Below are 25,346 nucleotides of genomic sequence, written 5' to 3'. Positions count from 1 at the left end.
TAAGGAGTCAGGCAGGAAGGAAGCATCGAAGATGGTTTCTTCCTGGAACAGGTGACAGAGACAAGTAGAGTAGATATTGTTCGATTTTGAGGGCCCTGAAAAGGGAACTCAAAGACGTACCTTGAAAACTGAATAATAACTGCGAAACAAAGATTATAGTAAGTTCTTTTTAAGAAATATTACAATTTCAAAAGGAAGGGTAACATAATCTTCGTTGGCAAGAGAGAATCAAGAGGATACCAAATGTTCTTGAAAGAACGTTTGAAAGGTCAAGCGAACAAGGGCGCAGGGCGAATGCCTTGGCACTGGGAGCCGATGAAAGACGTGATAAGCTGCGATAAGCTTCGGGGAGCTGCAAATAAGCATTGATCCGGAGATTTCTGAATGAGGAAACTCACCTGGGTTCATACTCAGGTACGATCTGCTGAACTTCAAAATAGGTAGATCGAGGGAACCGCCTGAACTGAAACATCTAAGTAGGGCGAGGAAGAGACATCAAACGAGATTCCGTAAGTAGTGGCGAGCGAACGCGGAAGAGGGCAAACCGGGAGTCGAAAGACTTCCGGGGTACGGACTGCATTTAGGACTTGAGTTGTTAACCGAACGGCATGGGAAGGCCGGTCAGAGAGTGTGAGAACCACGTAGGTGAAAACGACAAGAGCTGAGCAAGTTCCAGAGTACGGCCAGACACGTGAAACCTGGTCGGAAGATGGGGGGACCACCCTCCAACCCTAAATACTACCCAGTGACCGATAGCGTATAGTACTGTGAAGGAAAGGTGAAAAGCACCCCGGGAGGGGAGTGAAAAAGAACCTGAAACCCTGTGCCTACAAGCACCTAGAGCACGTCAAAGTGTGATAGGGTACTTTTTGTAGAACGGTCCGGCGAGCGATTGTATGCAGCAAGGTTAAGGTCTTCAGGACTGGAGCCGAAGCGAAAGCGAGTTTGAAAAGGGCGTTAAGTTGCATACAATGGGCCCGAAACCGGGTGACCTACCCATGGTCAGGTTGAAGTGGAAGTAAAATTCCATGGAGGACCGAACCGACCTCCGTTGAAAAGGCGGCGGATGAACTGTGGGTAGCGGAGAAATTCCAATCGAACCCGGAGATAGCTGGTTCTCCCCGAAATAGTTTTAGGACTAGCCTCAGGTTAGATATCTGGAGGTAAAGCACTGAATAGCCTAGCGGCCGAGAGGTTAGCGAAGCTTATCAAACTCAGAATGCCAGAATATTGATGCCTGGGAGTCAGACAGTGTCAGATAAATGTCATTGTCAAAAGGGAAACAGCCCAGATCTACAGCTAAGGTCCCAAAGTCAGGTTAAGTGGAAAACGATGTGAAGATACGCAGACAACCAGGATGTTGGCTCAGAAGCAGCCACTCATTCAAAGAGTGCGTAATAGCTCACTGGTCGAGCGTCTTTGCGCGGAGAATTTAACGGGGCTAAACCTGGCACCGAAGCTTAGGCAATGTAGTAATACGTTGGGTAGGGGAGCGTTGTATACGCGGCGAAACAGTAGCGCAAGCGGCTGTGGAGTGTATAGAAGTGAGAATGCCGGAATGAGTAGCGCGAATGCAGTGAGAATCTGCATGGCCGAAAGCCTCAGGTTTTTGGAGGAAGGTTCGTCCGCTCCAAGTTAGTCGGGAGCTAAGGTGAGGCCGAAAGGCGTAGCCGATGCACAGACGGTAGAGATTCCGTCACCACCAAAAGAGTTAAGCACAGGGACACATAAGAAGTCTCAGAGCCGGGTGTTGGTTCCGGTAGAGATCGAGGGAAAATAGTACCGAAGTCTGGGATGGAAGATGGCGAGAAAAGCTGTGTGGATTTCTGAGGTGCCCGTACCGCAAACCGACACAGGTAGGTAGGAAGAAGATTCTAAGGCCAACGGGAGAAGGGTTGTTAAGGAACTCGGCAAATTGACCCCGTAACTTCGGGAGAAGGGGTGCTCCAGAGATGGAGCCGCAGAGAATCGGCCCAAGCAACTGTTTACCAAAAACACAGGTTTGTGCTAAATCGAAAGATGACGTATACGAGCTGACGCCTGCCCGGTGCTGGAAGGTTAAGAGGAGATGTGCAAGCATTGAATCGAAGCCCCAGTGAACGGCGGCCGTAACTATAACGGTCCTAAGGTAGCGAAATTCCTTGTCAGGTAAGTTCTGACCCGCATGAAAGGCGTAATGATTTGGGCACTGTCTCAACAGCCCGCCCGGCGAAATTGTAGTACCGGTGAAGATGCCGGTTACCCGCGACAAGACGGAAAGACCCCATGGAGCTTTACTGTAGCCTAATATTGGGTTTCGATGTTGCATGCACAGGATAGATGGGACTCTGGGAAGTGATCGCTTTGGCGGTCATGGAGAGGACGTTGGGATACCATCCTTGCGATATTGGAATTCTAACCTGCGGCTCTGAATCGAGTCGGGGGACATTGTTAGGTGGGCAGTTTGACTGGGGCGGTCGCCTCCTAAAGAGTAACGGAGGCGTTCAAAGGTTCGCTCAGCTTGAACGGAAATCAAGCAAAAGAGTGCAAACGCAGAAGCGAGCCTAACTGCGAGACTGACGGGTCGAGCAGTAACGAAAGTTGGAGTTAGTGATCCGGTGGTATGTGAGTGGAAATGCCATCGCTCAACGGATAAAAGTTACCCTGGGGATAACAGGCTGATCTCCCCCAAGAGTCCACATCGACGGGGAGGTTTGGCACCTCGATGTCGGCTCATCGCATCCTGGGGCTGTATTCGGTCCCAAGGGTTTGGCTGTTCGCCAATTAAAGCGGTACGCGAGCTGGGTTCAGAACGTCGTGAGACAGTTCGGTCCCTATCTGTCGTGGGCGCAGGATATTTGATGGGAGCTGTCCCTAGTACGAGAGGACCGGGACGGACGTACCTCTGGCGCACCAGTTGTTCCGCCAGGAGCATAGCTGGGCAACTACGTACGGATCGGATAAACGCTGAAAGCATCTAAGCGTGAAGCCGACCCAAAGATAAGATATCCCACTGATTCAATCAGGTAAGATCCCTTGAAGACTACAAGGTTGATAGGCACGATGTGTAAGTGGAGCGATCCATTCAGCAAGTGTGTACTAATAGATCGAGGGCTTGACCACAATTCGCTTGAGACTCAAAGAGTCAACGAAAAAATGTTAGCAGTGATTATTCAGTTTTGAAGGCACGTCCTTCTAAAAACACTGGACACAGTAAAACAATTATGTTATACTGATTCAGTCATATGGTCGGTGACGATGACGGTGAGGTCCCACCTGTTCCCATTCCGAACACAGTAGTTAAGCTCACTCGTGCCCAAGATAGTTAGCTGGAAACGGCTTGTGAAAATAGGTAGTCGCCGACTCATAGTTATCAAGATGTTTGAAACCGCATCTTGATAATATGCACCTCTAGCTCAGTTGGTAGAGCAACTGACTCTTAATCAGTGGGCCCAGGGTTCGAGTCCCTGGAGGTGCACCAATAAAAGAGCGTTGAATCGTAAGATTTGACGCTCTTTTTCGTTATGTAACCCCGAAAATTCGGGGCTTGCACGGTCAATGCACGGTTTTTGCACGGTCGGCTTTTTCGTGGGAATCCTCTGCATGGGCTGGAATTGCTTTGAAATGCGTGGTAAATTTTGCATCAGGTCAGAAGAGCCAGACGGAGCTGCGCCTTTACTTCGGGGTCTGCGTTCTTCAGAAGTTCCAGCAGAGCAGTCATAGAGATGGTCGGTTCGCCTGCGGCGGGTACAGCCTGTGGGCTGGGGCTTTCGGACTTAGCATAGAACCCTTCCTCGAACTTCTTCCCCAGTTCAACACGAGAGGACTGCTGGATATGGGCGTAGGTGTTCACCAGCATATCTGCCGTAGCGTGTCCAGTGGTTCCCTGAACGGCCTTCACATCGCCGCCGGAGATCATCAGCTGATAAGTCGCACTGGAATGCCGCAAACCGTGAAAGACAATGCGGGGGAACTCCGGGTGGGCATCCTGCCACTTGAGGAACTTTTTGCGGATGAGCACCGGCTCCACCGCCAGACCGTTGGGCAGACGGAACAGCATCCCACTGTCATGGTAGCGTGTCGGGTCTTTTCTCTCGTCTGTCGCCAGCTGATTCAGCCACTTCTTCAATTCTTCTTTTAGTGCAGAGGTCATGAAGATGGTGCGGCAGGAGGATGCGGTTTTGGTGCTTTTCAGGATGAGGGAAGTGGTGCTGCGCTCCAGCTTGTCCGGGAATACCTTGATGATGCAGCCATCGTCCACTTGGTTCAGGGCTTCTTTTCGCACCCGCTGCATGGATTTGTTGATACGGAAGGTTCCGATACCATCTGCTGCGTCAAAATCAAGATCTTCTGGGGTCAGACCAACGATCTCGCCTTCTCGCAGCGCGCCCACCAGTGTGAGATGGACTGCCAGATGCAGGATGGGGTCCTCCATGCTGTCCAGAGCCGCCCGCATTTCCTCTACCGTCCAGATGGTGCGCTCCTGCGTGGACTTCTTGGGGCTGTCCACAGGAACAGGACTTTTGACAAGAATGCCCCATTCCACGGCGTACTGGAACGCTGTGCCCAGCAGCCGATGCACCTCATGGATCGTCGTGCCGGAAAGGAATCGCTGCTTCTGCTTTTCGGTCAATTCCTGCTTCTTTCCCTCGATATACGAACCGCAGGGCGTTTTGCTCAGGGTCGTATAGAGGTTTTCCATGTGGTAGGGCTTGAGTTTCTGCATCTCCATGCTGCCGATATAGGGGATAATCAGATTCTGGATGGTGGAAAGATTGGATTCGTAGGTTTTGGGGGCCCACTTGTGCTTGCTGCACTGCTTGGGCAGCCAATCCATGAGGAACTCTGCCACCGTCACCGAGGACGGAATCAGGAATGTGCCAGCTGCCAGTTCATGTTCGATCTGCTTCTTTCGGTTCGTTGCCTCCTCTTTTGTAGGAAAACTTTCCCATTTGTCGCAGCTCTTGCCGTGTTCATCTTCGTAGGTGTAGCGGACGCTGTAAGAGTTGCCGCGCTTCGTAATATATGCCATACTGTTTGCCTCCTCTTATCAAGCTGCCCGGTAGAGCCACGCATCGAAGCTGTCCTTCGGCACACGGATGCTTCCGCCTACCCGCAGGACACGGAATTCGGTGGTGCTGTTGCACAGGTTGTAAGCAGAGCGCAGACTGATGGCCAGCATTCGTGCGATCTCTTCCACCGTGTACACCAGCTTTGTAGTTGCCGGGCTGTCAGTCGGAGACTTGACGGCATTGGTTTGAGTGACCACTTCCATTGTAGTGGGATTCGAGTCCTTTTGCAAGAACTTATTCGTATAATCGGAAGATTGCACAGGGACGGTCATAGAATTACGGTCAAAATCCATAAGCATTTCTCCTTATATTGTCATATCATCTAAAAATTCAGCTTAAAGTTCTACATCTTGCCCACGCCTGCGGTTTCGCTGCTGCACATTCATGGTGAGCTCCTGCTTGGGGGCAAGAATCTTTTCCAGAAAGCCGCACACCAGTTCGGGCGCACGGTGGAGAGCATCCAGATAGGGTTTTACGTCGTACCACAGGTCGTGGTACTTGTTGCTCCAACGAACGGCCTCTTTCTTGGCGGTGGAAAGTTCTTCTTTCAGGCGGCGGTTCTCCACATCCATCATATAGCCGTGGTCGGCTTGCTTTTTCAGCTTGGAAAACTCTTCTTCGGTCAGCGAATAGTTGCCGAGAAAGGTGCGCTTACCAATATAATCCAGATCGCGCGCATGAATGAGGGCTTCTTTTGTGAGCGTGACCTTTTTCTGCACAGCGGCAAGTTCCTTTTCGGTCTTGGAGAGGGTTTTGTTGGTTTGGGTGAGGTGCTGCTCTTTCTGGTCAATCTGGGCGGTCAGAGTGTCCAGTCGCTCCTGCTCCCGCTGGACTTTGAACTGGGTGACGGTCAGGTGTTCTTCAGTGCTGCCACGCTCACCGCGCTCTACATCCGTATACCCGGCGTTGCGCATATAGTGGAAGAAATCGTCTTGCAGGACACTGTACGACTTCTTCAGGACTGGCTTGCCGCTCTTTTGCAGGACAGGCTTTCCGGCATCGTCCAGCAGGGGCTTGGAAGCCCACTTCTTGCTTCGGCTGACCTGCATGACGGTCTCCTTGACTGTGCCGACCAGTGCCTTGTCCTTGCAGCGTTTCGACCAGAGGATCTGCTTTTCCACCACAGGCACATAGACCACATGGAGATGATAGTGGTAGACTTCACGGCCTAATGCTTCGGTCATGGCACGGTTGATCTCATCGGCGTGCATGACTGCCGAGAGGATATACTGCTCACCGCCCACGATTTGAACGGCAGCTTGGTAGGCATCCTCATAGAACTGCTTGGCGAACTCGTAGCCGCCGTGGTTGTCAAAGTAGGCCGAGTTGACATCAAAGACAAGCTCGCAGTAATGGGTGGCATCCGGCTTCAAGCCGCGCGTTGAAATCGTGCCAGCGGTTTCCAGTTGGGCGAATAGGTCGGTGTAGCTGGCGGTTGGCTTTTTGAAGTGGATGTTCCATGCAGTGCGCTGGGGGATGATGTCGGGGTTCCGGTAGCTGTCCTTTTCGCGCTCGTTGTGCTGCTGGGTGTTGCCAACGGCCTTGTCCGAAACGGCGAGATTTCGAACACTGGTGCGGTCAATGCCATCATTTCTTGCCAAAGGGCATCCCTCCTTTCAAGGTTCATCGAGAGGTGACGGGTAACGGAGATGCACTTCTGCGGAAGTGTAATAACCCACTATGACACTTTCATCCCTATGGGCTGCAAAGTGTAGTGGGCTCTTCGAGGACTCTCCGAGGGGGAACGTCTCCTGCGGGAGAGTTACAATCAAGTTCGCACAATGCGAACTTGATTGCTCCGTACGCATCCGAAAAAATCGCGTACAGAGTTCAAATAACCTGTACGGTTCGTACGGTGTACGGAAACCCGAAATATAAACGATAACACGCCTTAATTTATCTCGATTTGCCGTACGGGTGCGTACAAGTACAGACCGTACAGGTTGTACGAACTTCTTCCGTGAAAAAATGCACTTTTTACGGACAGGGGTGGACAAGCGGCTCGATGCCTACAAAACCCCGCACCCTGCGGCCACCGGGCGGGGCGGTGTTATGTGTTGCACCAGAGTACCCCAAAGTGGGAACTCTGGTGTTTTTTGCCTTGTGCCTGAATATACGGAAAATTTTGCAGGAAAGGCGAAAAAGCGGCAGAACTGCAACGGAAAAAGAAAAATGCCCTCACTGGTTGCAGGGCTGCAACAGCAAGGGCAGAGAGGAAACCTTATATTGAACAAAACGGCAGAGCGTATTATAATGAGGAAAAAGCTCAAAAAGGAGGGCCGACCACATGGCACAGGAATATCTGCCCGCACCATCCAACGTCCGTCTTGCGGACTTGATGAAAGAGCACAACATAAGCCAACCGGAGCTTGCCAAGGAAATCGGCTGCTCCAAGAGTACCATCAGCCGCTTTATCAGCGGTGCAAAGGGAACCCTGACCCATGAGCAGGTGCTGAGGATTGCAAGGCTGTTCAACGTGTCCACGGATTTTCTGCTGGGAGAAACCAACATCCCCGACCGCAAGAACTACGACATTGCTGAACTTGGCTTGTCCGTAGAAGCCGCAAAGAACCTCTACACAGGGCGCGTCAATGCAGAGGTAGTCAACCTGCTGCTGGAAAACGCCCGCTTTGCAGAGCTTACTTACCGCATATCGCAGTATTTTGATGACACCTTTGCGTCCGGCATCGCAGCACAGAATGCCATGCTCACGACATTGAGCACCCTGCTGCGCACAAAGGTCAAGACCCCGGAAGCAGCCAAAGCCGCAAAGGACATCAGCCTTCGGAGAAAGCCAGTGTATCAAGGCGACCTTGATGACATTGAAATGTACTTCATGGCGGCGGTCAAGGAAATCAAAAAGGGTATCGGGAGCCATTACGCCGAACAGGAAGCCATGAGCAAGAAAGTGGCCGAGAAGATGTTCAATGAACTGACCAAGGGGCAGGATGTGCAGCACCCAACGATCACGGCAGAGCAGTTGACAGATGCAATGTTGGACAGCGTTTCGGGTATGGAAGGAGCTACGCCGGAAGCACTGGAACAGCTGCGAAGCGGTCTGCTGGGAATCTTGCAGTCTGCCGCAGAGCAGGAAAACGCCCATGAAGCAGACGAATGAACGGCTTTGTGCGCTGGCGCAGAAAGGCGATGCCGCAGCACTGGACAGCCTGATCGACAACAACAAGTCCTTTATTGGCAAGGTGGCAAATGACCTTTTCCGCAGCATGAATCTGGCACAGTCCGGCCTGAACCTTGACACGGACGATTTGAAACAGGCGGGCAATCTGGGCTTGTGGAAGACCGTGCCGAAGTTCGATGCAGCGCGTGGCATGAAGTTCCTGACCTACGCGGCTCCGGCCATCCGCAACGCCATGATGGATATGGTTCGGGATGCCTTTGCCGCTTTTGAGCAGCGGATGGTGACAGAGGACAAGGATGGTATCTGTTACCAGCGCGTTTCGCTGGATGATGTTCTGCCGGGAGAGGAACAACTGCAGCGCATCGAAGCCATAGCCGACCCCTACGCCATGCAGCCGCAGAGCATTATGGAGGATCAGGAATCGCGCCGGGAACTGTACGATGGCCTGAAACGGTTGACCCAACGGGAGCAGACCTATCTGCTGTACCGCTATGGCTTTACTGATGGCAAGGAACATCCTTTGATTGGTACGGCGATATATTTCCACCTGACAAAAGGCCGCGCCCAAAAGACCGAGGAACAGGCTATGGATAACCTGTGGCTGGAATTGCCGTGGTGGTTTATCTGAGTGAAAAGAAAAATCGTGATTGTGCTACAAGTTTTCTGGAAATTTATGTGCAGCTATACGATTTTGAGGAATTTTGTAGACGGATGAAACAAAATAGGATTAAATCTAAGTATCTAAGGAATGTTGATTTCACGAAGCTGCTGATTACCGACTGTAGGATTTGAGGAGGATGCCGTTTTATGAAAATTACACGAGATAAAATGTTTTTTTCAAAAGATCTTATTCATACACTGGCATATGTCGGAATGTTCGTGGCGGCAATTATATCGGTTGAAGCGTGTAAGTCTGGTATTTGGGTGGCTGCGATATTAGCATGGATTGTAGCAGGTATAATTATCGGATTGGCGATTATTTCCGACTATAAAAAGGCAGAACTTTTGAAAAATGGAACAAGAATCATCGGAAAGGTTACAGCAACAAAACGAGTACATATAAAATTTCATATGAGTACCTACCACCTTGCCGATGAAGATGTAATCTATCCATATGTGGTACATTATCAGTATAAAGTTAAAGGTGAAACCTATAATGGAAAGTCGCAGTGGTTTTGGTTCAATCCATGTAGTCCGAAAGGGGCACCAATAAAAATTCTAGTAGACCCAAAGAATCCGGCCCGAAGTACAGTTCTCAAACCAGAAAGCTAAAGATGGCTTTCAATCGAGGTAAAACAAAAAGTTTATCCTTATAGCGTGTTTATTTAAAAGAAGATTGCGATTGTGCTACAAATTTTCAGGAAGTTTATGTGCATCTATACGATTTTGAAAAATTTTGTGGACAAACGAAATAAATCAGGCTTAAATTTCGTTATCTAAACAAAAAAGCAAGGCGGGAAGGTTTGATGATTTGTAAAAAATGAGGGCATAAAAATAAAGTAGGCGTTTGATATTTCCAGCAATGTGGGCAGTAGTAAAAGAAGGTATAGAAAATGAAGAAAACTTTATATACATTTTTGGTTTGGAATTTTCTGTTGTTTGTAGCTGGTTTAAGTGATATTGTTTTTTATAGAAATCTTACATCGGTAGAAGGTATGACAATAAGCTGGACCCAGCCAGCGCTTGTAAGTATTACTTCATTTTTAATATTGCTTTCAATATATTATGGGATGCACCAGCTCCTTTTCGGGAAAAATTTTTATTTGAAACTGGAAATCAAGCAGGAAGACATAGATAAATTGCGAAATTCAATTTATGATTTTCTGAAAAAAGGCGAAATTGACCCCGAAAAATTGCAGCAACACTTGAAGTGTTTGATAATTGCTGAAGTTGTTTTGTGGGGTGGATTCATCGTTTACTTATTTATATCAAAGGGCTACTAATTTTCAATTCTAATAATGGGGTAAAGTGGTACGAATGAAAAAGATACAGAACTTTTTCTCGACGATTTTGCAAAAGCTGTGGAAAAGTTCGATAACTATCGTTTAGCATTAAAAACTACGGAAGCTTTACGCTGAAAGCTGTAACTTTAAGCAGACCGGAAAGCTTATAATGAGGGTAGAACAGAAATATGACCAACGAAGATACCACTGATTTTGACGAGCACTTCGCTAAAATTTCGTCCTATATTGTGGACACATTGCACGGCGTTCCACTTGAGATGACCGAGGATGAAAAAGAACAATTTCGCATACAGGTTATTTCAAATCAGTATGCAGAACGGTTGCTAAGTGAAGCCGAAAAGACAGAAACGTATAGAGGTTTATCAAAAATTGATATTCTCCATACAGTTTCTATCCCTCAACTGGCTAGAACAATCCCACTTAAAGGTTTGAATCTCAGTTTAGAAAAATACAGAATGCCGGATGGTGTAATAATAGAGGTTGAGAGTTCGTCACATTATTTGGGGTCATTTAGTGAGAAAAATGATTCTTCCACAAATTGGATAGAAAAGATCATGGAGGGTGTCGGTATTCACTAGATGGATTCTCAAGAAGCATAAACAGCCCGCTATTTGCAGAGAATTCTGGAAGAAAATTGAAGAAAGCATCCTTCCGGCAACAGCACCCCGGACGTTTGTGAACTCTCACAACAGAGATCAAGAACCAATCCCTGCTTTGCGCTTACACCGTTTTGGTGACATTTTTTCTCCGTCTTGCTACAATATTGTGGGTTTTTTTCTATTTGTGCTTTGCTATTATCAACATCTAAAATGAAAACCGTGATGGAGGTGATTCCAATGCAGATAATTTCCTTGAAAACAAATTGAATGCTTTGGCAAACGGTGGCCAGTTCTCCATTTCCTACGACATCACGATTCCGTAATAAAAGCATTAGATAATGGGTATAAAAGCCACGATTCTTTAGAGTCGAAAGAAAAGAATCGTGGCTTTGTACGTTTGAATTATGGAGCAAACCAAATGAATAAGAAATTGGAATTTTTTAGCAGTATGGCGGTTGCCTTTATAGTTTTGATATTGGTCTTTCTTTGCATTCGTTTTTCAGGTCAGGGAAAATTTGCTACACATGGAGGAACCAATCCGTCTGATGTAAAATGTATTTATACTTCAGTTTGGCCGGATAATGAATACACTAGGCTTATTTGTGAGCCGGAAAGTGGAACGATAGAATATATATTGGATGGTTCTAATGCTGGGTATTATGCAATCTTTTATAATAATATCTCTGAAGAAGAAATACAAAAATATATTGACCAATTGAAAACCTTAGGATACGCTGAAGAGGCATCGGCTTCAGAAAGCGTTTCGACAGGCGTTTTGCTAAGAAAAGATGAAACATGGATAAGCATTGCATACTCAGAGGGAGGATTTGGAATCCGGATTTCAGTAGAAAAATCCTGAATAAAAGAGATGCTGGGGAATCCCGGTTATCCCTATGATGCAGTGGAAAGAAAATGGATTGCTCAATATTGGAGGCTCCAACCACAGCTTCTTTGTTGAAATGTTAATCAGTTAGATACCGCCAGACGGTTTATTTAGAACGAGGTTAAGTTGGAACAGCCGATGCCACACTCGGAACAAACAATAGCGGAGGCCGTACAAGATATGTGCTAGTATGGGAGAAAGATGGCATATCACATACGATCATTGGAAAGATACCGCGTGAAGAGATTCTAAAAATTGCAGAGAGCATTTCCTAACTGGCTGAATTTTTGCCCACACGCTTGTAATTATTTACAAATGTGTGGACACTTTTTCGTTGAAGCGTCCAAAGCTGACAAGATTTTGAACTTTTTTCAAAAAAGCTGTCACAAACGCAGTGTGAGCAACGTTGACTAAGCAAAAGCTCCTGGGGGAGTGTACAAAATGGAGGTTATTCATTAATCAAAATGACGAAAGAAGAAATCATTTCCATGCTATCAAAGGAATTGAACAGTGAATGGACGAATGGAGTCACATGTTTGATGGTGGAAAATTCCGATAGCTATATTCCAGTAATAGTTCATCACAATAAAAATGAACTTATTGTTGAAGTAGGAGAACAAGACAAGAAGATTTACCGCATCGGACGAAATGAGCTAAATAAAACATCTTAGTCATCACCAAAAAAATCATTGAAATCAGTCACAATTTGACGCATAGAATATGAATTCAAACTTGATATGAGGTGATTCCAATGCAGAAAAAATAGAACACATATTTCGAAAATATTGCTACCATCAAACTGTCAAAGAATACAAGTCAAACGGTTCTTTGATTCGTTCTAAAACGGATTACTATCAGGCTATTGGTGGTTAAGTCACTCCGTTTGTAAGGAAAGGGTTGAAAATGGATTTTCTTAAACAAAAAGGGCCATTAGCAAGAGAATTCTGCAACACGTTGATTTACATTATTTCGTTAGTGTCATTAAAGCCTTCAAGCCTTCAGAGGGTGTTGACAGAACTTCAATGGAATGGGATGTGGTTCTTTTCTCTGGCATTTTTCGCTGTCATCTTTATGGAAATGCTGTCCGATTTTTTGCTGGTTACAGATCGCTGCACTGCATGGAAAGCATTAAATGGAAATGTCAGCGAAGCCGAATTTCACAATCTTCAGCAGATTGTCCTATGCGAAAATCAGAAAGTTTCCATTGAGAAGAAACTTGCAAGTACGATACTACTGGTTCTGATGATATGTGCAACTGCTGCATTTGTGTGGTTTACCTTTTTGGTATAAGGTTTTGTTATGAAAGAGATAATTATTATACCACATATTGGAATTGGACAATTAAAATTAGGTATGGCACCAGATGAGCTAGAAAAAACTCTTCTGCAAATGAAGAGACAATGGTCGAATTCTTCTAATGAAGCAATGCAAATGGAACGTTGTGCGGAAACCGATGACCCTAATTTGATAACCGGACGATATATGGATAATGATTCGTTCTTTCTAGTGCAGTATCGGAACGGAAAAGCTACTGAAATCGGCATCCAGAGAGATCTGTCTAAAGTTGCGTCAATAAAACTGTTCGGAATGGACATGTTTAATACAACCGCCGAGTGTATTATTGATAGCTTAATGAAAAAGGACAAAGTTATTTGCAACGAAAAGGACTTGCAACTTGGGACGGAATATATTTTTCCCAAAAGTGGAGTCCGACTCTGGAGAGAGCGAGCATTTCATCCCAAATTGTTGAAAGACCCGTTATACATGGAAGAAATGCAGGCGGTATTAGAAGACGAATACCAGTATCAGTATTTTCAGATGGTCACCATAATAGATTGAACTACTAACTAAGAGCCCTCTATTTGTAACGACTGCAAGTAGAGGGCTGTTGATCTGTTTGGAATATTTCAATTAAAGGTCAATCTTCCAGTCTGCCATGGTCGCAGCCAAGTGAAAGGTAGTGTTCAATCTCACCACTCAGCATAAGCTGGGCGTACTCCAATGGCTTATTGTAGAGCAGCCAGTCCAGTTCTGCCCGCTGTGCCGGGGTGTTGCCGTACTCGTCCTCAATGGCAATGCAGTCGATGGCAACAGCAGAGCCGTCCGCAAACTGGGCTTCCACCCGGTTGGTGTCCATATTGTAGTGGCAAGAAAGCAGTTTGTTCATAGTCGTGTCCTCCATGACTTGATTTTGATGTTCGGCCACTCAAACCAATGCCGTCAAGCCGGTGGGGGATAGAGCGATTTTATTTGTCGGGGAGTAAGTGCACGGTTTCTGCACGGATTTTGCACGGTTTCAAAACGTGCAGAAGGTGCTTTTCGTTACAAAATCCGACAAAGGGTGCAGAAATTACTGGGTGAAAAATCACGTTGTCTTGATTAAAAATAACGATGACTCGAAACTTCCATAAATTGAGACGAACCGGCGGCTTGCTCTCTTAATCAGTGGGCCCAGGGTTCGAGTCCCTGGAGGTGCACCAATAAAAGAGCGTTGAATCGTGAGATTCGACGCTCTTTTTCTATATAAGAAAGCAGTTGCACACCGTTTGCACATTTGCCTGAATCAGGGGCTTTTCTGCGCATGGCTTGCACAGCCTGCTTTCCTTAAAAACAAAAAACGTTGCAAAAACGGTTCCGCTTTTGTATAATAAAATGAGATGCCGGGCCGGAGCTGGATGCCCGGCCGGGGAACCAGAAGCGGGGAGGTGCGGCAAATGATACGGGTAGCCATCGTGGAGGATGAAGCGGAGATCCGGGAGCAGCTGATGGGATACGTTCAGCGGTACACCCGGCAATACGGGACCGCGTTTGAGGTGAAGACCTTTGCGGACGGATTGGAGATCCTGGAGGATTACCGCCCGGCCTATGACCTGATCCTTCTGGATATCGAGATGAAGCATCTGGACGGCATGGAGACGGCCCGGCGCATCCGGGAACTGGACCCGGATGTGATGCTCGTGTTCATCACCAACATGGCGCAGTATGCCATCAAGGGCTATGCGGTGGGGGCGCTGGATTACGTCCTCAAGCCGGTGCCGTACTTTGCGTTTTCGCAGCAACTGCAAAAGGTAGAGGCACAGCTGCGCCGCCGCACCCGGCACTATCTGGCGGTGCCGGTGGAGGGCGGCCTGCGGCGGCTGGATACCTCGCGCATTTATTACATCGAAAGTGAAGGCCATCGGGTACATTTCTACACCGAGGAGGGCGATTTTGCGGCCCCCGGCGCGCTCAAGGCGCTGGAAGAAAAACTGGCCGACCGGCCCTTTGCCCGCTGCAACAGCGGGTATCTGGTCAATCTGGCCCAGGTGCAGGCTGTGCAGCAGAACACGGTGGAGGTGGGGCCTTATGAATTGCAGGTCAGCCGCCCCAAGCGGAAGAGCTTTCTGGCAGCCCTGACCGACTACATCGGGGGTGACGGTCTGTGACGACACTGCCGGATATCCCGCGCCTGTACACGGCGCTGGCCGAGTGGCTGGCCGTCGTCCTGTATGCCCAGAGCCGCCCGCCCCGCTTTGCGCGGAAGATCACTCTGGCCGCCAGCGGGCTGCTGGCCGTGATGCTGGGCGTTTTTCTGGAAGTGACCGGCGAGGTGCCCATTGCGTGGTGGGTCCCCTGCATGGGCATCGCAGTGGGAATGCAGTACCTTTATCTCTGGATCACGCGGGAAGAAAACTGGCTGGAAGCAGCCTACGACTGCGCCCGCAGCTTCATTCTGGCCGAATTTGCGGCCAGTGTCGAGTGGCAGCTGCACTGCACCATCTTTCCGCAGCACGGCGGGGGAGAGCCGATGGCGCTGTTCCTGCTGTTGTTGGTCTACAGCGGTCTGTTCGGGGTGATGTATGGGCTGGAGCGCAAGCGCCCACACCCGACCGGGCATCTGGACGTCAGCAATACGGCGGCTCTGGTGGCCGTCGTCATGGCGGCGACGGCCTTTGCCGTGAGCAACCTGAACTTCCTGAACGGGGAAGTGACCATGAGCGTTTTCTACATCCGGACGCTGGTGGATTTCTGCGGCGTTCTGATCCTGACCGTTGAGCACGAGCAGCTGCGGGAAGAGGCGCTCCACAAGGAGCTGACCGCTATGGACAGTGTGCTCCACCGCCAATATGAGCAGTACAAGCGGAGCAAAGAGGGCATCAAGCTCATCAACCGGCGGTATCATGAGCTGAAGGTGCAGATCGCCGACATCCGCGCCGAGCGGGACCGCGCCAAGCAGGACGCGGCGCTGGCCCGGATGGAGTCCGGTATTTTGCAGTATGAGGCCGAGAACAAGACTGGCAACCCGGTGCTGGATACCTTATTGACGGCCAAAAGCATGGACTGTCAGGAGAAGAACATCCGGATGACCAGCGTGGCCGACGGCCGGGCGCTGGGGTTTCTGACCACGCGGGAGATCTGCACCATCGTGGGCACCGCGCTGGACAACGCCATCGAGAGCTGCGCCGCAGAGCCGGACCCCGAAAAACGGCTCATCCGGACGGCGGTCTATGTCCAGAACGGGTTCGTGATGTTCCGCTTCGAGAACTACTGCGCCCAGCCGGTGGAGCTGGGGGCGGACGGTCTGCCCGCGCAGAGCGCCCACGGCGGCTACGATTTGAAGAGCCTGCGTTCGGTGGCGCAGCAGCACGGTGGCAGCATGACCGTCCATTGGGAGAACCGGTGGTTCACGGTGCGGGTGCTGATGCCCCTGCCCAAAGAAAAATGACGACCCGCTCCGTCTCACTTCGTTCGACAGCTCCCCCGAAAGGGGGAGCTTTTGTTGTGCCTGAAAGCACGCATAAAATCTCGCCCTTCGGGAGAGGTGACAGCGCACAGCGCTGACGGAGAGGGTATGGCATCCTGCACAAATAAGGTTGCCTCTTGTTTGTGTATTAGCACAATAAAAATTGAAACCGATTTGAAACTTTTTGCAAATTGTGCGCCAAAAACGACAGTTTGTGAAGAAAACAAGAATTTTCTGTGTGCATTTGGTATCATATCAATCAGTTCGGCGGAGTTGTACGCTCCGCATTCATGATTGACCCTATCAGAAGGAGGAAAATTATGCTGTCCATTAACCTGGATGACGTGATGCAGGTGCTGACGAACGTTCGCGGCTACCTCATCGCGTTTGGTGTGGTTGCGCTGCTGGCGATCGTTGTGATGATCGCTGTGCGCAAGCTGCCCAAAGCAAAGAAGAAGATGATCCGTGCACAAGCTGGCCTGGCCATTCTGCTGGCGCTGACCATCGTTGTGAACCTGATCTGCACCGGCCCCATGTCCACCATGCTGGACCTGGTCTCCGGCAGCGGCACCATCACCGAGGAGACCTCTGCAAAGGCCACGGAGCTGGTCAATGAGATCACCGCAGACGGTGTCGTTCTGGCAAAGGACGAAGACGGCATCCTGCCGGTGGCTTCCGGCTCCAAGCTGAACGTCTTTGGCTGGGCTTCCACCAACCCCTGCTACGGCGGCACCGGTTCCGGTGCGCTGAACACCGCTTACCCCGTCACCGATCTGCTGACCGGCCTGCACGATGCCGGCATCGAGACCAACGAGGAACTGAGCAAGTTCTACACCGACTACAAGGCAGACCGCCCCAGCGTTGGCATGGTGGCGCAGGACTGGACCCTGCCCGAACCCAACGTCAGCCTGTACACCGATGAGATGATGGAGAATGCAAAAGCATTCTCGGATACCGCAATGGTCGTCATCACCCGTGTCGGCGGCGAGGGCGCAGACCTGCCCACCGATATGGCTTCCGTCGTGGACGGCAGCTGGATCCGCCGCGTGGCACAGGCTTACGGCTCTGAGCGCGGCACAGCTTACTACAACGGCACCTACGACGACTCTCTGAACGAGGGCAACGACTGGGACAAGGGCGACCACTTCCTGCAGCTGTCCAACCGTGAGGAAGACCTGCTCGACCTGGTCACCGCAAACTTCGACAACGTCATTCTGGTCTACAACGGCGCCAACGCCTTCCAGATGGACTTCCTGAAGGATTACCCCCAGATCAAGGGCGTCCTGCTCTGCCCCGGCACCGGCCAGTCCGGCTTTGAGGGCTTTGGCAAGGTCGTTTCCGGCGAGGTCAACCCCTCCGGCCGTACCGTGGATACCTATGTTTCCAACCTGAAGAATGCGCCCTGGTGGAACAACTTCGGCGACTTCAAGTACACCAACACCGAGGAGCTGAATTCCGATTCCAGCTTCTTTGACCCGGAAGGCACCACCCCGTCCTTCGTCAACTATGTGGAAGGCATCTACGTCGGCTACAAGTTCTATGAGACGGCTGCGGACGAGGGCCTCATCAACTACGACGACGAGGTCGTCTTCCCCTTCGGCTACGGCCTGAGCTACACCTCCTTCACCAAGGAGATGAGCGGCATCACCAACGACGGCACCAACCTGAACTTCACCGTGACCGTCACCAACACCGGCTCCGTTGCGGGCAAGGATGTCGTGGAGATCTACAGCAATCCTCCGTACACCAACGGCGGCATCGAGAAGTCTTCCGCAAACCTGCTGGACTTCGCCAAGACCAGTGAGCTGGCTCCCGGCGAGTCTCAGACCATTGAGTTCTCCATCCCGGTGGAGGACCTGGCTTCCTATGATTACCAGACCAACGGCTGCTATGTGCTGGAAGCTGGCGACTATGTCATCAGCGCGAACGACGACTCGCACAACGTCGCCGATTCCCAGACCTACACCGTTGCATCCGACATCGTCTACAACGAGTCCAACAAGCGCGGCAGCGATGCTGTGGCTGCGACCAACGAGTTCGATTTCGCAGAAGGCGAGATCACCTATCTGTCCCGCGCCGACGGCTTTGCAAACTATGCCGAGGCGACTGCTGCTCCCGCCACCTATGAGATGACCGACGAGCAGAAGGCTGCTTTCGACAACGCCCATACGTACACCGAGGCTGGCTATCAGAACGATGACGACGCCAACGCCGCCGACATCACCACCGGTGCCAAGAACGGCCTGAAGCTGGTCGACCTGCGCGGCGTGGATTACAACGACGCGAAGTGGGATCAGCTGCTCGACCAGATGACCATCGACGAGATGCAGCAGACCATCGGCTTCGGCGGCTACCAGACCGCTGCGGTCTCCAGCATCGAGAAGGTCCGCACCAATGACTGCGACGGCCCGGCTTCCATCAACAACAACTTCACCGGTGTCGGTTCCGTCGGCTTCCCGGCTGCGACCCTCATCGGCATGACCTGGGACAAGGATCTGGCCTACGCCTTCGGCGACAGCATCGGCGAGATGGCCAATGAGATGGACACCTCCGGCTGGTACGGCCCGGCTATGAACATCCACCGCACTGCATTCGCAGGCCGTAACTTCGAGTACTACTCGGAGGATGGCGTCCTGTCCGGCCGGATGGCTTCCAATGCAATCCTGGGCGCACAGGAGCACGGTGTGTATGCTTACATGAAGCACTTCGCTCTGAACGATCAGGAAGGCAACCGTACTTCCATGGCGGCGACCTGGTCCAACGAGCAGGCCATCCGTGAGATCTACCTCAAGCCCTTCGAGATCTCCGTCAAGGATGCAGACTGCCACGCGGTCATGTCTTCCTTCAACTACATCGGCACCCGCTGGGCTGGCGGCTGCAAGGAGCTGCTGAAGAATGTCCTGCGCGGCGAGTGGGGCTTCGTGGGCTTCGTCGAGACCGACTACTTCGGCGTCTACGGCTACATGACTGCGGACCAGGGCGTCCGCAACGGCAGCGACCTGATGCTCTGCACCACCGGCAACGACTTCAACACCGTGACCGTGCTGACCAACAGCAGCAAGCAGGCCCTGCGCGAGGCTTCCAAGAACATCCTCTATACCGTGGTCAACAGCCGCGCTTATGCTGCGGAGAACCTGAACCCCGGTATGGCAAAGTGGGAGATCATCATGATCGGCGCTGACGTGCTCGTTGCACTGCTGATCGTTGCTCTGGAGATCAAGACCTTCAAGAGCTACAAGAAGCGCAAGGAAGAGGAAGAAGAGAACGCCTGATGAAACGGCCTCTCGCTTTTGAACCGACGCAGCACCTGAACTGAACCAAACGGCAAAGGCCCGCTGCAAAGAAACAGCGGGCCTTTGCCCTGCTCAGGAAACAAAGAGGAAATTGCGATGAAACACGCAGACATCATTCAAACACTGGATCTGGAGCAGAAATGTGCGCTGCTGTCCGGCGGCACGGTGTTCGACACCCGCGCCCTGCCGGGCAAGGGCATCCCGTCCATCACCCTGTCGGACGGCCCCAACGGTGTGCGCAAGCAGGCCGGTGCGGCAGACCACCTGGGCCTGAACCCCAGTGTGCCGGCCACCTGCTTCCCGACTTCGGCCACCGTGGCCAACAGCTGGGACCCCGCCCTGGGCGAGGCCGTCGGCGAGGCCATGGGCGAAGAGGCCGCAGCACAGGAGGTCTCGGTGCTGCTGGGCCCCGGCCTGAACATCAAGCGCAGCCCGCTGTGCGGCCGCAACTTTGAGTATTTCTCGGAGGACCCCTATCTGGCGGGCAAGATGGCCGCAGGCTACGTCCGCGGCATCCAGAAGAACGGCATCGCGGCCTGCCCCAAGCACTTTGCCGTCAACAGTCAGGAGCTGCGCCGCATGGCCAGCGACTCCATCGTGGACGAGCGCACCCTGCGCGAGCTGTACCTGACCGGCTTTGAGATCGTGGTCAAAGAGGCAAAGCCCAAGACCATCATGTCCTCCTACAACCTCGTCAACGGCACCTACGCCAACGAGAACGCCCACCTGTTACAGGATATCCTGCGCCGGGACTGGGGCTTCGACGGCGCAGTCGTCACCGACTGGGGCGGTTCCAACGACCATGCACTGGGCGTGAAGAACGGCTCCACGCTGGAGATGCCGTTCCCCGGCGATGATTCCGTCCGCGAACTGATGAAGGCTGTGGAGAGCGGCAAGATCTCGGAACACGATGTGGACACCCGGCTGGACGAGCTGCTGGAACTGGTGCTCGACACCAAGGCCGCCGTCGAAAAGGCACCCCGCACCTTTGACGCCGCTGCGCATCATGCGCTGGCCCGCCGCGCCGCCGCCCAGAGCATCGTTCTGCTCCGGAACGAGGGCGCGCTGCTGCCGCTGAAGAAAGGCGAGAAAATCGCTGTCCTCGGTGACTTTGCCAGGACGCCCCGCTATCAGGGCGCCGGTTCCAGCGCCGTCAACTCCATCCAGGTGGATTCCTTCCTGGACTGCCTGACCGAGAGCGGCCTGACCAATGTCGGCTATGCCCAGGGCTTTGACCGCCAGGGCAAGGCCGACGAGGATCTGAAGAAAGAAGCCGTCGCGCTGGCGCAGAACGCCAACGTCGTCCTGCTCTGCATGGGTCTGGACGAGATCAAGGAGAGCGAGGGCCTCGACCGGATGGACATGAAGCTGGCGCAGAACCAGCTGGATCTGCTGGCTGCGGTCGCTGCTGTCAACCCCAACGTGGTCGTCCTGCTCAGCGCAGGCTCCTCGCTGGAGACCCCGTGGCTCAAAGACTGCAAGGCGCTGGTCTACGGCTGCCTGGGCGGTCAGGCCGGTGCGGGCGCTTTGGTGGACGTGCTGACCGGCACGGTCTGCCCCGGCGGCAAGCTGGCCGAGACCTGGGCCAATGCTTACAGCGATTCCCCGGTGAAAGACCACTTCGCAGGCGAGGGCCGCACCGTCCAGTACCGCGAGGGCCTGTATGTGGGCTACCGCTACTTTGAGACGGCGGGCAGGCCCGTGGCCTTCCCCTTCGGCTACGGCCTGAGCTACACCACCTTTGCTTACAAAGACCTCAAGGCCGCACCGGAGGGCGTGACCCTGACCGTGACCAACACCGGCCGGTGCGCCGGTGCCGAGATCGTCCAGCTCTACGTCGCCAAGCCCGACGCCAAAGTCTTCCGCCCCGCACAGGAGCTCAAGGGCTTTGCCAAGGTCTGGCTGGAAGCGGGCGAGAGCAAGACCGTCTCCATCCCGCTGGACGACAAGGCCTACCGCTACTGGAACGTGGCCACCGACAGCTGGGAGGTCGAGGGCGGCAGCTATCAGCTCCGCGTGGGCGCTTCCAGCGCCGATATCCGCCTGACGGCGGAGGTCGTGGTGCTGGGTTCCGGTGCGCCGGACCCCTACCAGAGCGTGGATCTGCCCCATTACAGGACGGGCGAGATCACCAGCGTTCCGGACGCCGAGTTCGCCGCCCTGCTGGGCCGTCCCATCCCGGAGGACAAGATCCGGATCGACCGCAACATGACGCTGGGCGAGCTGGGCCACGGCCGCAGCCCGCTGGGCTGGCTCGTGGCGGCGGTGCTGGGCCTGCTGCTCAAGCGGAGCATCCAGCGCGGCAAGCCGGACCTGAACATCCTGTTCCAGTACAACATGCCGCTGCGCGCGCTGGCTAAGATGACCAACGGCGCCATCAGCATGGGCATGGTGGACGGCATCGTGATGGAAGCGCAGGGCTTCTGGATCATCGGTCTGCTGCGGGTCATCGTGGAGGCTGTGAAGAACATCGCCCAGAACGGCGCGATGGAAAAACGCCTGAAAAACAGCTGAAAGGGAAGAACTGCTATGAATTTCTGGAACAACTTTGCGGCCAAGCACCCCGCCGCTGCCAAGTGGGTGCGTGAGGGCGGTCTGTTCGTCATCGTCTCCAATCTCATCACAGTGTTCAAGTACCTGCTGCTGCAATTCCTGCCCAAGGCCTTTGCAAGCCTGCCGGTGGTGGACTTCGGCTGGCCGGGCATCGACATCACCCTCTTCGGCGAGACCTTCAAGTGGAACATCCTCGGCTATGACGCCGCCCACGGCGGCCTGCCCTACTTCTGCGCCTACATGGTCGCCATGATCGTGGGCGAGTGCATCAACTTCCCCATCCAGCGCAGCTTTGTGTTCCGCAGCAAGGGCAATCTGGCCAAGCAGATCGGCTGGTACGTGCTGGCCTTCTGCGTCATCACCTGCATCGTCAACTCCATCAACTGCATCTGGGTCGCGGTGGCCGGTCTGCTGGTGCCCGACTTCATCTACAACATCGGCACCACCGTGCTCAACGGCGGCATCTCGATGATCATCTTCTTCTTCGTCAACAAGATCATCTTCCCCGAAGGCGAAGCCAAGAAGAACTGAAAACAGCCATCCACCTTCATCATTTTCATTTCTCCATAAAGACAAAACGCCCGGTGCCGCACAGGAACCGGGCGTTTTGTTGTGCCGGGCCGTTCCGCCCCGCAGAAGAGACGGCGCGGGCAGAGGGGAACGGCGGGCACTTTGTGGTCGTTTTGCGGGTTTTCTGTGCGCCGGATGCGGACTTTTTGCCAATAGGGCCGAAGTTTTCAAAAAACCTTGTACTTTGATGCTTTACTGTGATAAAATCAAAATATCCTTCCAAATGGGAAAGTAGAGGAGGAAAGGAATATGAGCGATCTCTGTATCATTGTTACCATCGTTGGTTATCTGGCGGCGATGCTGCTCGTTGGATTTGCCTACAGCAAGTCCAACAACGACAGCACCGATTTTTACCTGGGCGGCCGCAAGATGGGCCCGCTGGTCACGGCCATGAGCGCCGAGGCCAGCGATATGTCCAGCTGGCTGCTGATGGGAATGCCCGGCCTTGCGTACCTGAGCGGCATCGCGTCCCCCGGCTGGACGGCCATCGGCCTGGCGCTGGGCACCTGGCTGAACTGGCTCATCGTGGCCCGGCGGCTGCGGCGGTACTCGGCTGATCTGAACGCCATCACGGTGCCGCAGTTCTTATCGCTGCGGTTCCATGACCAGCGCAACCTGCTCAATGCACTGGGCGCGGTCATCATCATCGTCTTCTTTGTGCCCTACACGGCATCGGGCTTTGCGGCCTGCGGCAAGCTGTTCCACAGCCTGTTCGGCGTGGATTACATGGCGGCGATGCTGGTCTCGGCCCTCGTCATCGTGGGGTACACCATCCTGGGCGGTTTCCGCGCCGTGACCACCACCGACCTCATCCAGTCCATCGTCATGTCGCTGGCACTCATCGCCGTGCTGGTCTACGGCGTGGGCGTGGCAGGCGGCTGGGACGCTGTGGTCGCCAATGCGCAGAGCCTGCCCGGCTACCTGACCATGCTGGCCAGCCACAATGCGGACACCAACACAGCTGCCTCGTACAGCCTGCTGGACATCGTGTCCACCATGGCGTGGGGTCTGGGCTACTTCGGGATGCCCCACATCCTGCTCCGCTTCATGGCCATTGAGGACGAGAAAAAGCTGGTCCTCAGCCGCCGCATCGCCTCGGTGTGGGTGGTCATCGCCATGACGGCTTCCATCGTCATCGGCATGGTGGGCCTCGGCATGACCAGGGCGGGTGCTCTGGAGTTCCTGAGCGGCTCGACCAGTGAGACCCTCATCGTCCGCATTGCCAGCCTCATCAGCGCCCACGGCGCACTGGCCGCCGTGCTGGCGGGCCTCATCCTGGCCGGTATCCTGGCCGCGACCATGTCCACCGCCGACAGCCAGATGCTCGCAGCGGCGTCCAGCGTCTCCCAGAACATTTTGCAAGAGTTCGCGCACCTCAAGCTCAGCGAGAAGCAGAGCCTGTTCGCCGCCCGCCTGACCATCGTGTGCGTCAGCGTGGTGGGCGTGGTGCTGGCCCGCGACCCGGATTCCAGCGTCTTTGGCATCGTCAGCTTTGCGTGGGCCGGGTTCGGCGGCGCATTCGGCGCGGTGATGCTCTGTGCGCTGTTCTGGAAGCGCTGCAACTGGCAGGGCGCACTGGCCGGGATGCTGGCCGGAGGTCTGATGGTCTTCGTCTGGAAGTACCTCATCAGCCCGCTGGGCGGCGTGTTCGGCATCTACGAGCTGCTGCCCGCCTTCCTGACCTCGCTCGTCGTCTGCGTTGTCGTCAGCCTGGTCACCCCGGCTCCCTCGGCGGAGATCGAAGCCGAGTTCGAGGCGGCAAAGTAAAGAGGAAAATAAGAAATGAGCCTTTGCAGAAAACGCAAAGGCTCATTTTGTGTCTGGAAGATCAATTCATCACGATCAGGAGAAACTCGCAAAACGGCACCGTCAGTCCACAGCAGAAAAAGAAGAAATAATCCAGTGCGAACTTTACAAGGCGGACACCGGGGGAGAGAAGAGCCAGCGAATTTGTAAGGACTGTATCCGACTCGCCCCAGTGGCGAAAATATCCGGTCTGCTCAAAGAGACGCCAAAGGTTCAGGAAGAAACACTCCAGCGCCAGAAGCAACGGAAAGATCAGGATAGACTGCATCCAGCCGTCCGCTCGGAAATCTCCATTGCCAAGGCCGTGCCAGTGAACGGCAAGAACACCGGGGTGGAAGCATACGCCCCAGACGGCCAGCAGAATGCTCAGGCAGAGCAGCGCGGCCCGGACGGAGTGCCAGTCGATGCTGTGCGGACGGCGGAGCATGGTCAGGAAATCTTCCAGTGTGGGTTCGGCGTTTGGCAGAGGAGCTTCCTGCGGGTCGCGGCAGTGCATCAGGTCGGAGAGCGTCAGGCCCAGTGCGTCCGCCAGTGGTTCCAGCGTGTTGATGTCCGGCAGACCGACGCCCCGTTCCCAGCGGCTGACGGCCTTGTCGGTCACATGTAGCTGTGCGGCCAGGTCGGCCTGCGTCAGCCCGCAGGCCTTGCGGGTCCGGGCCAGAAAGGCCCCGAAATCTTTGGCGTTCATACGGTTCACATCCTTTGAGGACAGGATAGCATACCCGGCTCCAAAACGCAACCGACGCTTCGTTTACCCGCGCTGGA

19 protein-coding genes, 1 tRNA gene, 2 rRNA genes and 1 pseudogene are annotated in these 25,346 nt (G+C 53.1%); 18 read left to right on the top strand and 5 right to left on the bottom strand.

The genetic code is table 11. The annotated features are described in order from the left end of the window. Positions 1-267: 267 nt before the first annotated feature. The 3 genes from I5P96_RS13925 (at position 268) to I5P96_RS13915 (ending at position 3,460) form a co-directional block, all read left to right on the top strand. Positions 268-3,102 (top strand): 23S ribosomal RNA (locus tag I5P96_RS13925). Between the two features lie 125 nt (positions 3,103-3,227). Then, a 5S ribosomal RNA gene (rrf, locus tag I5P96_RS13920) occupies positions 3,228-3,344 on the top strand. A 40-nt stretch (positions 3,345-3,384) separates the two neighbouring features. After that, a tRNA-Lys gene (locus I5P96_RS13915) sits at positions 3,385-3,460 on the top strand. Positions 3,461-3,622: 162 nt separating this feature from the next. Here the strand turns inward: I5P96_RS13915 and xerC are convergent. Genes xerC through I5P96_RS13900 form a run of 3 tightly spaced genes read right to left on the bottom strand, consistent with a single transcriptional unit; the run spans position 3,623 to position 6,652 of the window. After that, entirely contained in the window at positions 3,623-5,011 is a 1,389-nt protein-coding gene (xerC, locus tag I5P96_RS13910; RefSeq protein WP_015564584.1) for a tyrosine recombinase XerC, read from the bottom strand. Positions 5,012-5,029: 18 nt separating this feature from the next. Further along, on the bottom strand, positions 5,030-5,344 hold the full coding sequence (locus I5P96_RS13905) for a helix-turn-helix domain-containing protein (protein WP_112122197.1): 315 nt from the start codon (positions 5,342-5,344) through the stop codon (positions 5,030-5,032). Between the two features lie 42 nt (positions 5,345-5,386). Next, the gene (locus I5P96_RS13900) at positions 5,387-6,652 is read right to left on the bottom strand and encodes a plasmid recombination protein (RefSeq protein ID WP_117477637.1); all 1,266 of its coding nucleotides are present in this window, start codon (positions 6,650-6,652) and stop codon (positions 5,387-5,389) included. 686 nt (positions 6,653-7,338) lie between these two features. Between I5P96_RS13900 and I5P96_RS13895 the strand changes: the two genes are divergently transcribed. The 9 genes and pseudogenes from I5P96_RS13895 to I5P96_RS13855 all read left to right on the top strand — a co-directional run bounded on the left by I5P96_RS13895 (position 7,339) and on the right by I5P96_RS13855 (position 13,475). Next, entirely contained in the window at positions 7,339-8,169 is an 831-nt protein-coding gene (locus I5P96_RS13895) for a helix-turn-helix domain-containing protein (protein WP_112121916.1), read from the top strand. Then, on the top strand, positions 8,153-8,818 hold the full coding sequence (locus tag I5P96_RS13890) for a sigma-70 family RNA polymerase sigma factor (protein WP_120119672.1): 666 nt from the start codon (positions 8,153-8,155) through the stop codon (positions 8,816-8,818). Before I5P96_RS13895 ends, I5P96_RS13890 begins: the two co-directional genes overlap by 17 nt. 179 nt (positions 8,819-8,997) lie before the next feature. Then, positions 8,998-9,462: a DUF3592 domain-containing protein gene (locus I5P96_RS13885; RefSeq protein ID WP_223382615.1), complete on the top strand. Its 465-nt coding sequence runs from the start codon at positions 8,998-9,000 to the stop codon at positions 9,460-9,462. Positions 9,463-9,743: 281 nt separating this feature from the next. Beyond that, positions 9,744-10,133, top strand: a complete 390-nt coding sequence (locus I5P96_RS13880; RefSeq protein ID WP_005923150.1) for a hypothetical protein — start codon at positions 9,744-9,746, stop codon at positions 10,131-10,133. 188 nt (positions 10,134-10,321) lie between these two features. Continuing rightward, entirely contained in the window at positions 10,322-10,732 is a 411-nt protein-coding gene (locus I5P96_RS13875; protein ID WP_015564578.1) for a hypothetical protein, read from the top strand. A gap of 439 nt (positions 10,733-11,171) precedes the next feature. Next, on the top strand, positions 11,172-11,612 hold the full coding sequence (locus I5P96_RS13870) for a hypothetical protein (protein ID WP_005929376.1): 441 nt from the start codon (positions 11,172-11,174) through the stop codon (positions 11,610-11,612). 164 nt (positions 11,613-11,776) lie between these two features. Beyond that, positions 11,777-11,911: pseudogene (locus I5P96_RS13865) on the top strand (DUF4367 domain-containing protein); the annotation flags it as partial. A gap of 628 nt (positions 11,912-12,539) precedes the next feature. After that, complete coding sequence (locus tag I5P96_RS13860; protein ID WP_223382614.1) at positions 12,540-12,926, top strand: hypothetical protein; 387 nt, start codon at positions 12,540-12,542, stop codon at positions 12,924-12,926. Positions 12,927-12,935: 9 nt separating this feature from the next. After that, the gene (locus I5P96_RS13855; RefSeq protein ID WP_015564577.1) at positions 12,936-13,475 is read left to right on the top strand and encodes a hypothetical protein; all 540 of its coding nucleotides are present in this window, start codon (positions 12,936-12,938) and stop codon (positions 13,473-13,475) included. Between the two features lie 79 nt (positions 13,476-13,554). Here I5P96_RS13855 and I5P96_RS13850 read toward each other — a convergent pair whose 3' ends face one another. Further along, positions 13,555-13,803 carry a DUF6061 family protein gene (locus I5P96_RS13850; RefSeq protein ID WP_223382613.1) on the bottom strand — a complete coding sequence of 83 codons (249 nt, stop codon included), beginning with the start codon at positions 13,801-13,803 and terminating at the stop codon, positions 13,555-13,557. A gap of 547 nt (positions 13,804-14,350) precedes the next feature. Between I5P96_RS13850 and I5P96_RS13845 the strand changes: the two genes are divergently transcribed. The 6 genes from I5P96_RS13845 to I5P96_RS13820 all read left to right on the top strand — a co-directional run bounded on the left by I5P96_RS13845 (position 14,351) and on the right by I5P96_RS13820 (position 24,542). Beyond that, complete coding sequence (locus I5P96_RS13845) at positions 14,351-15,061, top strand: LytR/AlgR family response regulator transcription factor (protein ID WP_097793046.1); 711 nt, start codon at positions 14,351-14,353, stop codon at positions 15,059-15,061. Beyond that, complete coding sequence (locus tag I5P96_RS13840) at positions 15,058-16,341, top strand: ATP-binding protein (protein ID WP_223382612.1); 1,284 nt, start codon at positions 15,058-15,060, stop codon at positions 16,339-16,341. Before I5P96_RS13845 ends, I5P96_RS13840 begins: the two co-directional genes overlap by 4 nt. Before the next feature lie 338 nt (positions 16,342-16,679). Next, positions 16,680-19,631 carry a glycoside hydrolase family 3 N-terminal domain-containing protein gene (locus I5P96_RS13835; RefSeq protein ID WP_223382611.1) on the top strand — a complete coding sequence of 984 codons (2,952 nt, stop codon included), beginning with the start codon at positions 16,680-16,682 and terminating at the stop codon, positions 19,629-19,631. Between the two features lie 117 nt (positions 19,632-19,748). Continuing rightward, positions 19,749-22,166, top strand: coding sequence for a glycoside hydrolase family 3 C-terminal domain-containing protein (locus I5P96_RS13830; protein WP_223382610.1), 2,418 nt, complete (start codon positions 19,749-19,751; stop codon positions 22,164-22,166). Between the two features lie 15 nt (positions 22,167-22,181). Beyond that, positions 22,182-22,736: a GtrA family protein gene (locus I5P96_RS13825; protein ID WP_097793042.1), complete on the top strand. Its 555-nt coding sequence runs from the start codon at positions 22,182-22,184 to the stop codon at positions 22,734-22,736. Between the two features lie 288 nt (positions 22,737-23,024). Further along, entirely contained in the window at positions 23,025-24,542 is a 1,518-nt protein-coding gene (locus I5P96_RS13820) for a sodium/proline symporter (protein WP_223382609.1), read from the top strand. Positions 24,543-24,603: 61 nt separating this feature from the next. On the opposite strand, the gene I5P96_RS13815 is transcribed toward I5P96_RS13820, so the two are convergent. Beyond that, entirely contained in the window at positions 24,604-25,269 is a 666-nt protein-coding gene (locus I5P96_RS13815; protein ID WP_223382608.1) for a helix-turn-helix domain-containing protein, read from the bottom strand. Positions 25,270-25,346 lie beyond the last annotated feature (77 nt).

It is taken from the genome of Faecalibacterium prausnitzii (genome assembly GCF_019967995.1).
Classification (GTDB): Bacteria; Bacillota; Clostridia; order Oscillospirales; family Ruminococcaceae; genus Faecalibacterium; species Faecalibacterium prausnitzii_E.
Note: the sequence above shows the minus strand (reverse complement) of the source record. Positions and strands in the feature narration are given on the sequence as shown.

Bases quoted from the DNA above. Each gene is read 5' to 3' on its own strand.
- I5P96_RS13820 (WP_223382609.1), top strand. From the start codon at position 23,025: ATGAGCGATCTCTGTATCATTGTTACCATCGTTGGTTATCTGGCGGCG.
- I5P96_RS13860 (WP_223382614.1), top strand. From the start codon at position 12,540: ATGGATTTTCTTAAACAAAAAGGGCCATTAGCAAGAGAATTCTGCAAC.
- I5P96_RS13830 (WP_223382610.1), top strand. From the start codon at position 19,749: ATGAAACACGCAGACATCATTCAAACACTGGATCTGGAGCAGAAATGT.
- I5P96_RS13875 (WP_015564578.1), top strand. From the start codon at position 10,322: ATGACCAACGAAGATACCACTGATTTTGACGAGCACTTCGCTAAAATT.
- I5P96_RS13870 (WP_005929376.1), top strand. From the start codon at position 11,172: ATGAATAAGAAATTGGAATTTTTTAGCAGTATGGCGGTTGCCTTTATA.
- I5P96_RS13855 (WP_015564577.1), top strand. From the start codon at position 12,936: ATGAAAGAGATAATTATTATACCACATATTGGAATTGGACAATTAAAA.
- I5P96_RS13895 (WP_112121916.1), top strand. From the start codon at position 7,339: ATGGCACAGGAATATCTGCCCGCACCATCCAACGTCCGTCTTGCGGAC.
- I5P96_RS13815 (WP_223382608.1), bottom strand. From the start codon at position 25,269: ATGAACGCCAAAGATTTCGGGGCCTTTCTGGCCCGGACCCGCAAGGCC.
- I5P96_RS13885 (WP_223382615.1), top strand. From the start codon at position 8,998: ATGAAAATTACACGAGATAAAATGTTTTTTTCAAAAGATCTTATTCAT.
- I5P96_RS13845 (WP_097793046.1), top strand. From the start codon at position 14,351: ATGATACGGGTAGCCATCGTGGAGGATGAAGCGGAGATCCGGGAGCAG.
- xerC (WP_015564584.1), bottom strand. From the start codon at position 5,011: ATGGCATATATTACGAAGCGCGGCAACTCTTACAGCGTCCGCTACACC.
- I5P96_RS13905 (WP_112122197.1), bottom strand. From the start codon at position 5,344: ATGGATTTTGACCGTAATTCTATGACCGTCCCTGTGCAATCTTCCGAT.
- I5P96_RS13880 (WP_005923150.1), top strand. From the start codon at position 9,744: ATGAAGAAAACTTTATATACATTTTTGGTTTGGAATTTTCTGTTGTTT.
- I5P96_RS13835 (WP_223382611.1), top strand. From the start codon at position 16,680: ATGCTGTCCATTAACCTGGATGACGTGATGCAGGTGCTGACGAACGTT.
- I5P96_RS13825 (WP_097793042.1), top strand. From the start codon at position 22,182: ATGAATTTCTGGAACAACTTTGCGGCCAAGCACCCCGCCGCTGCCAAG.
- I5P96_RS13850 (WP_223382613.1), bottom strand. From the start codon at position 13,803: ATGAACAAACTGCTTTCTTGCCACTACAATATGGACACCAACCGGGTG.
- I5P96_RS13890 (WP_120119672.1), top strand. From the start codon at position 8,153: ATGAAGCAGACGAATGAACGGCTTTGTGCGCTGGCGCAGAAAGGCGAT.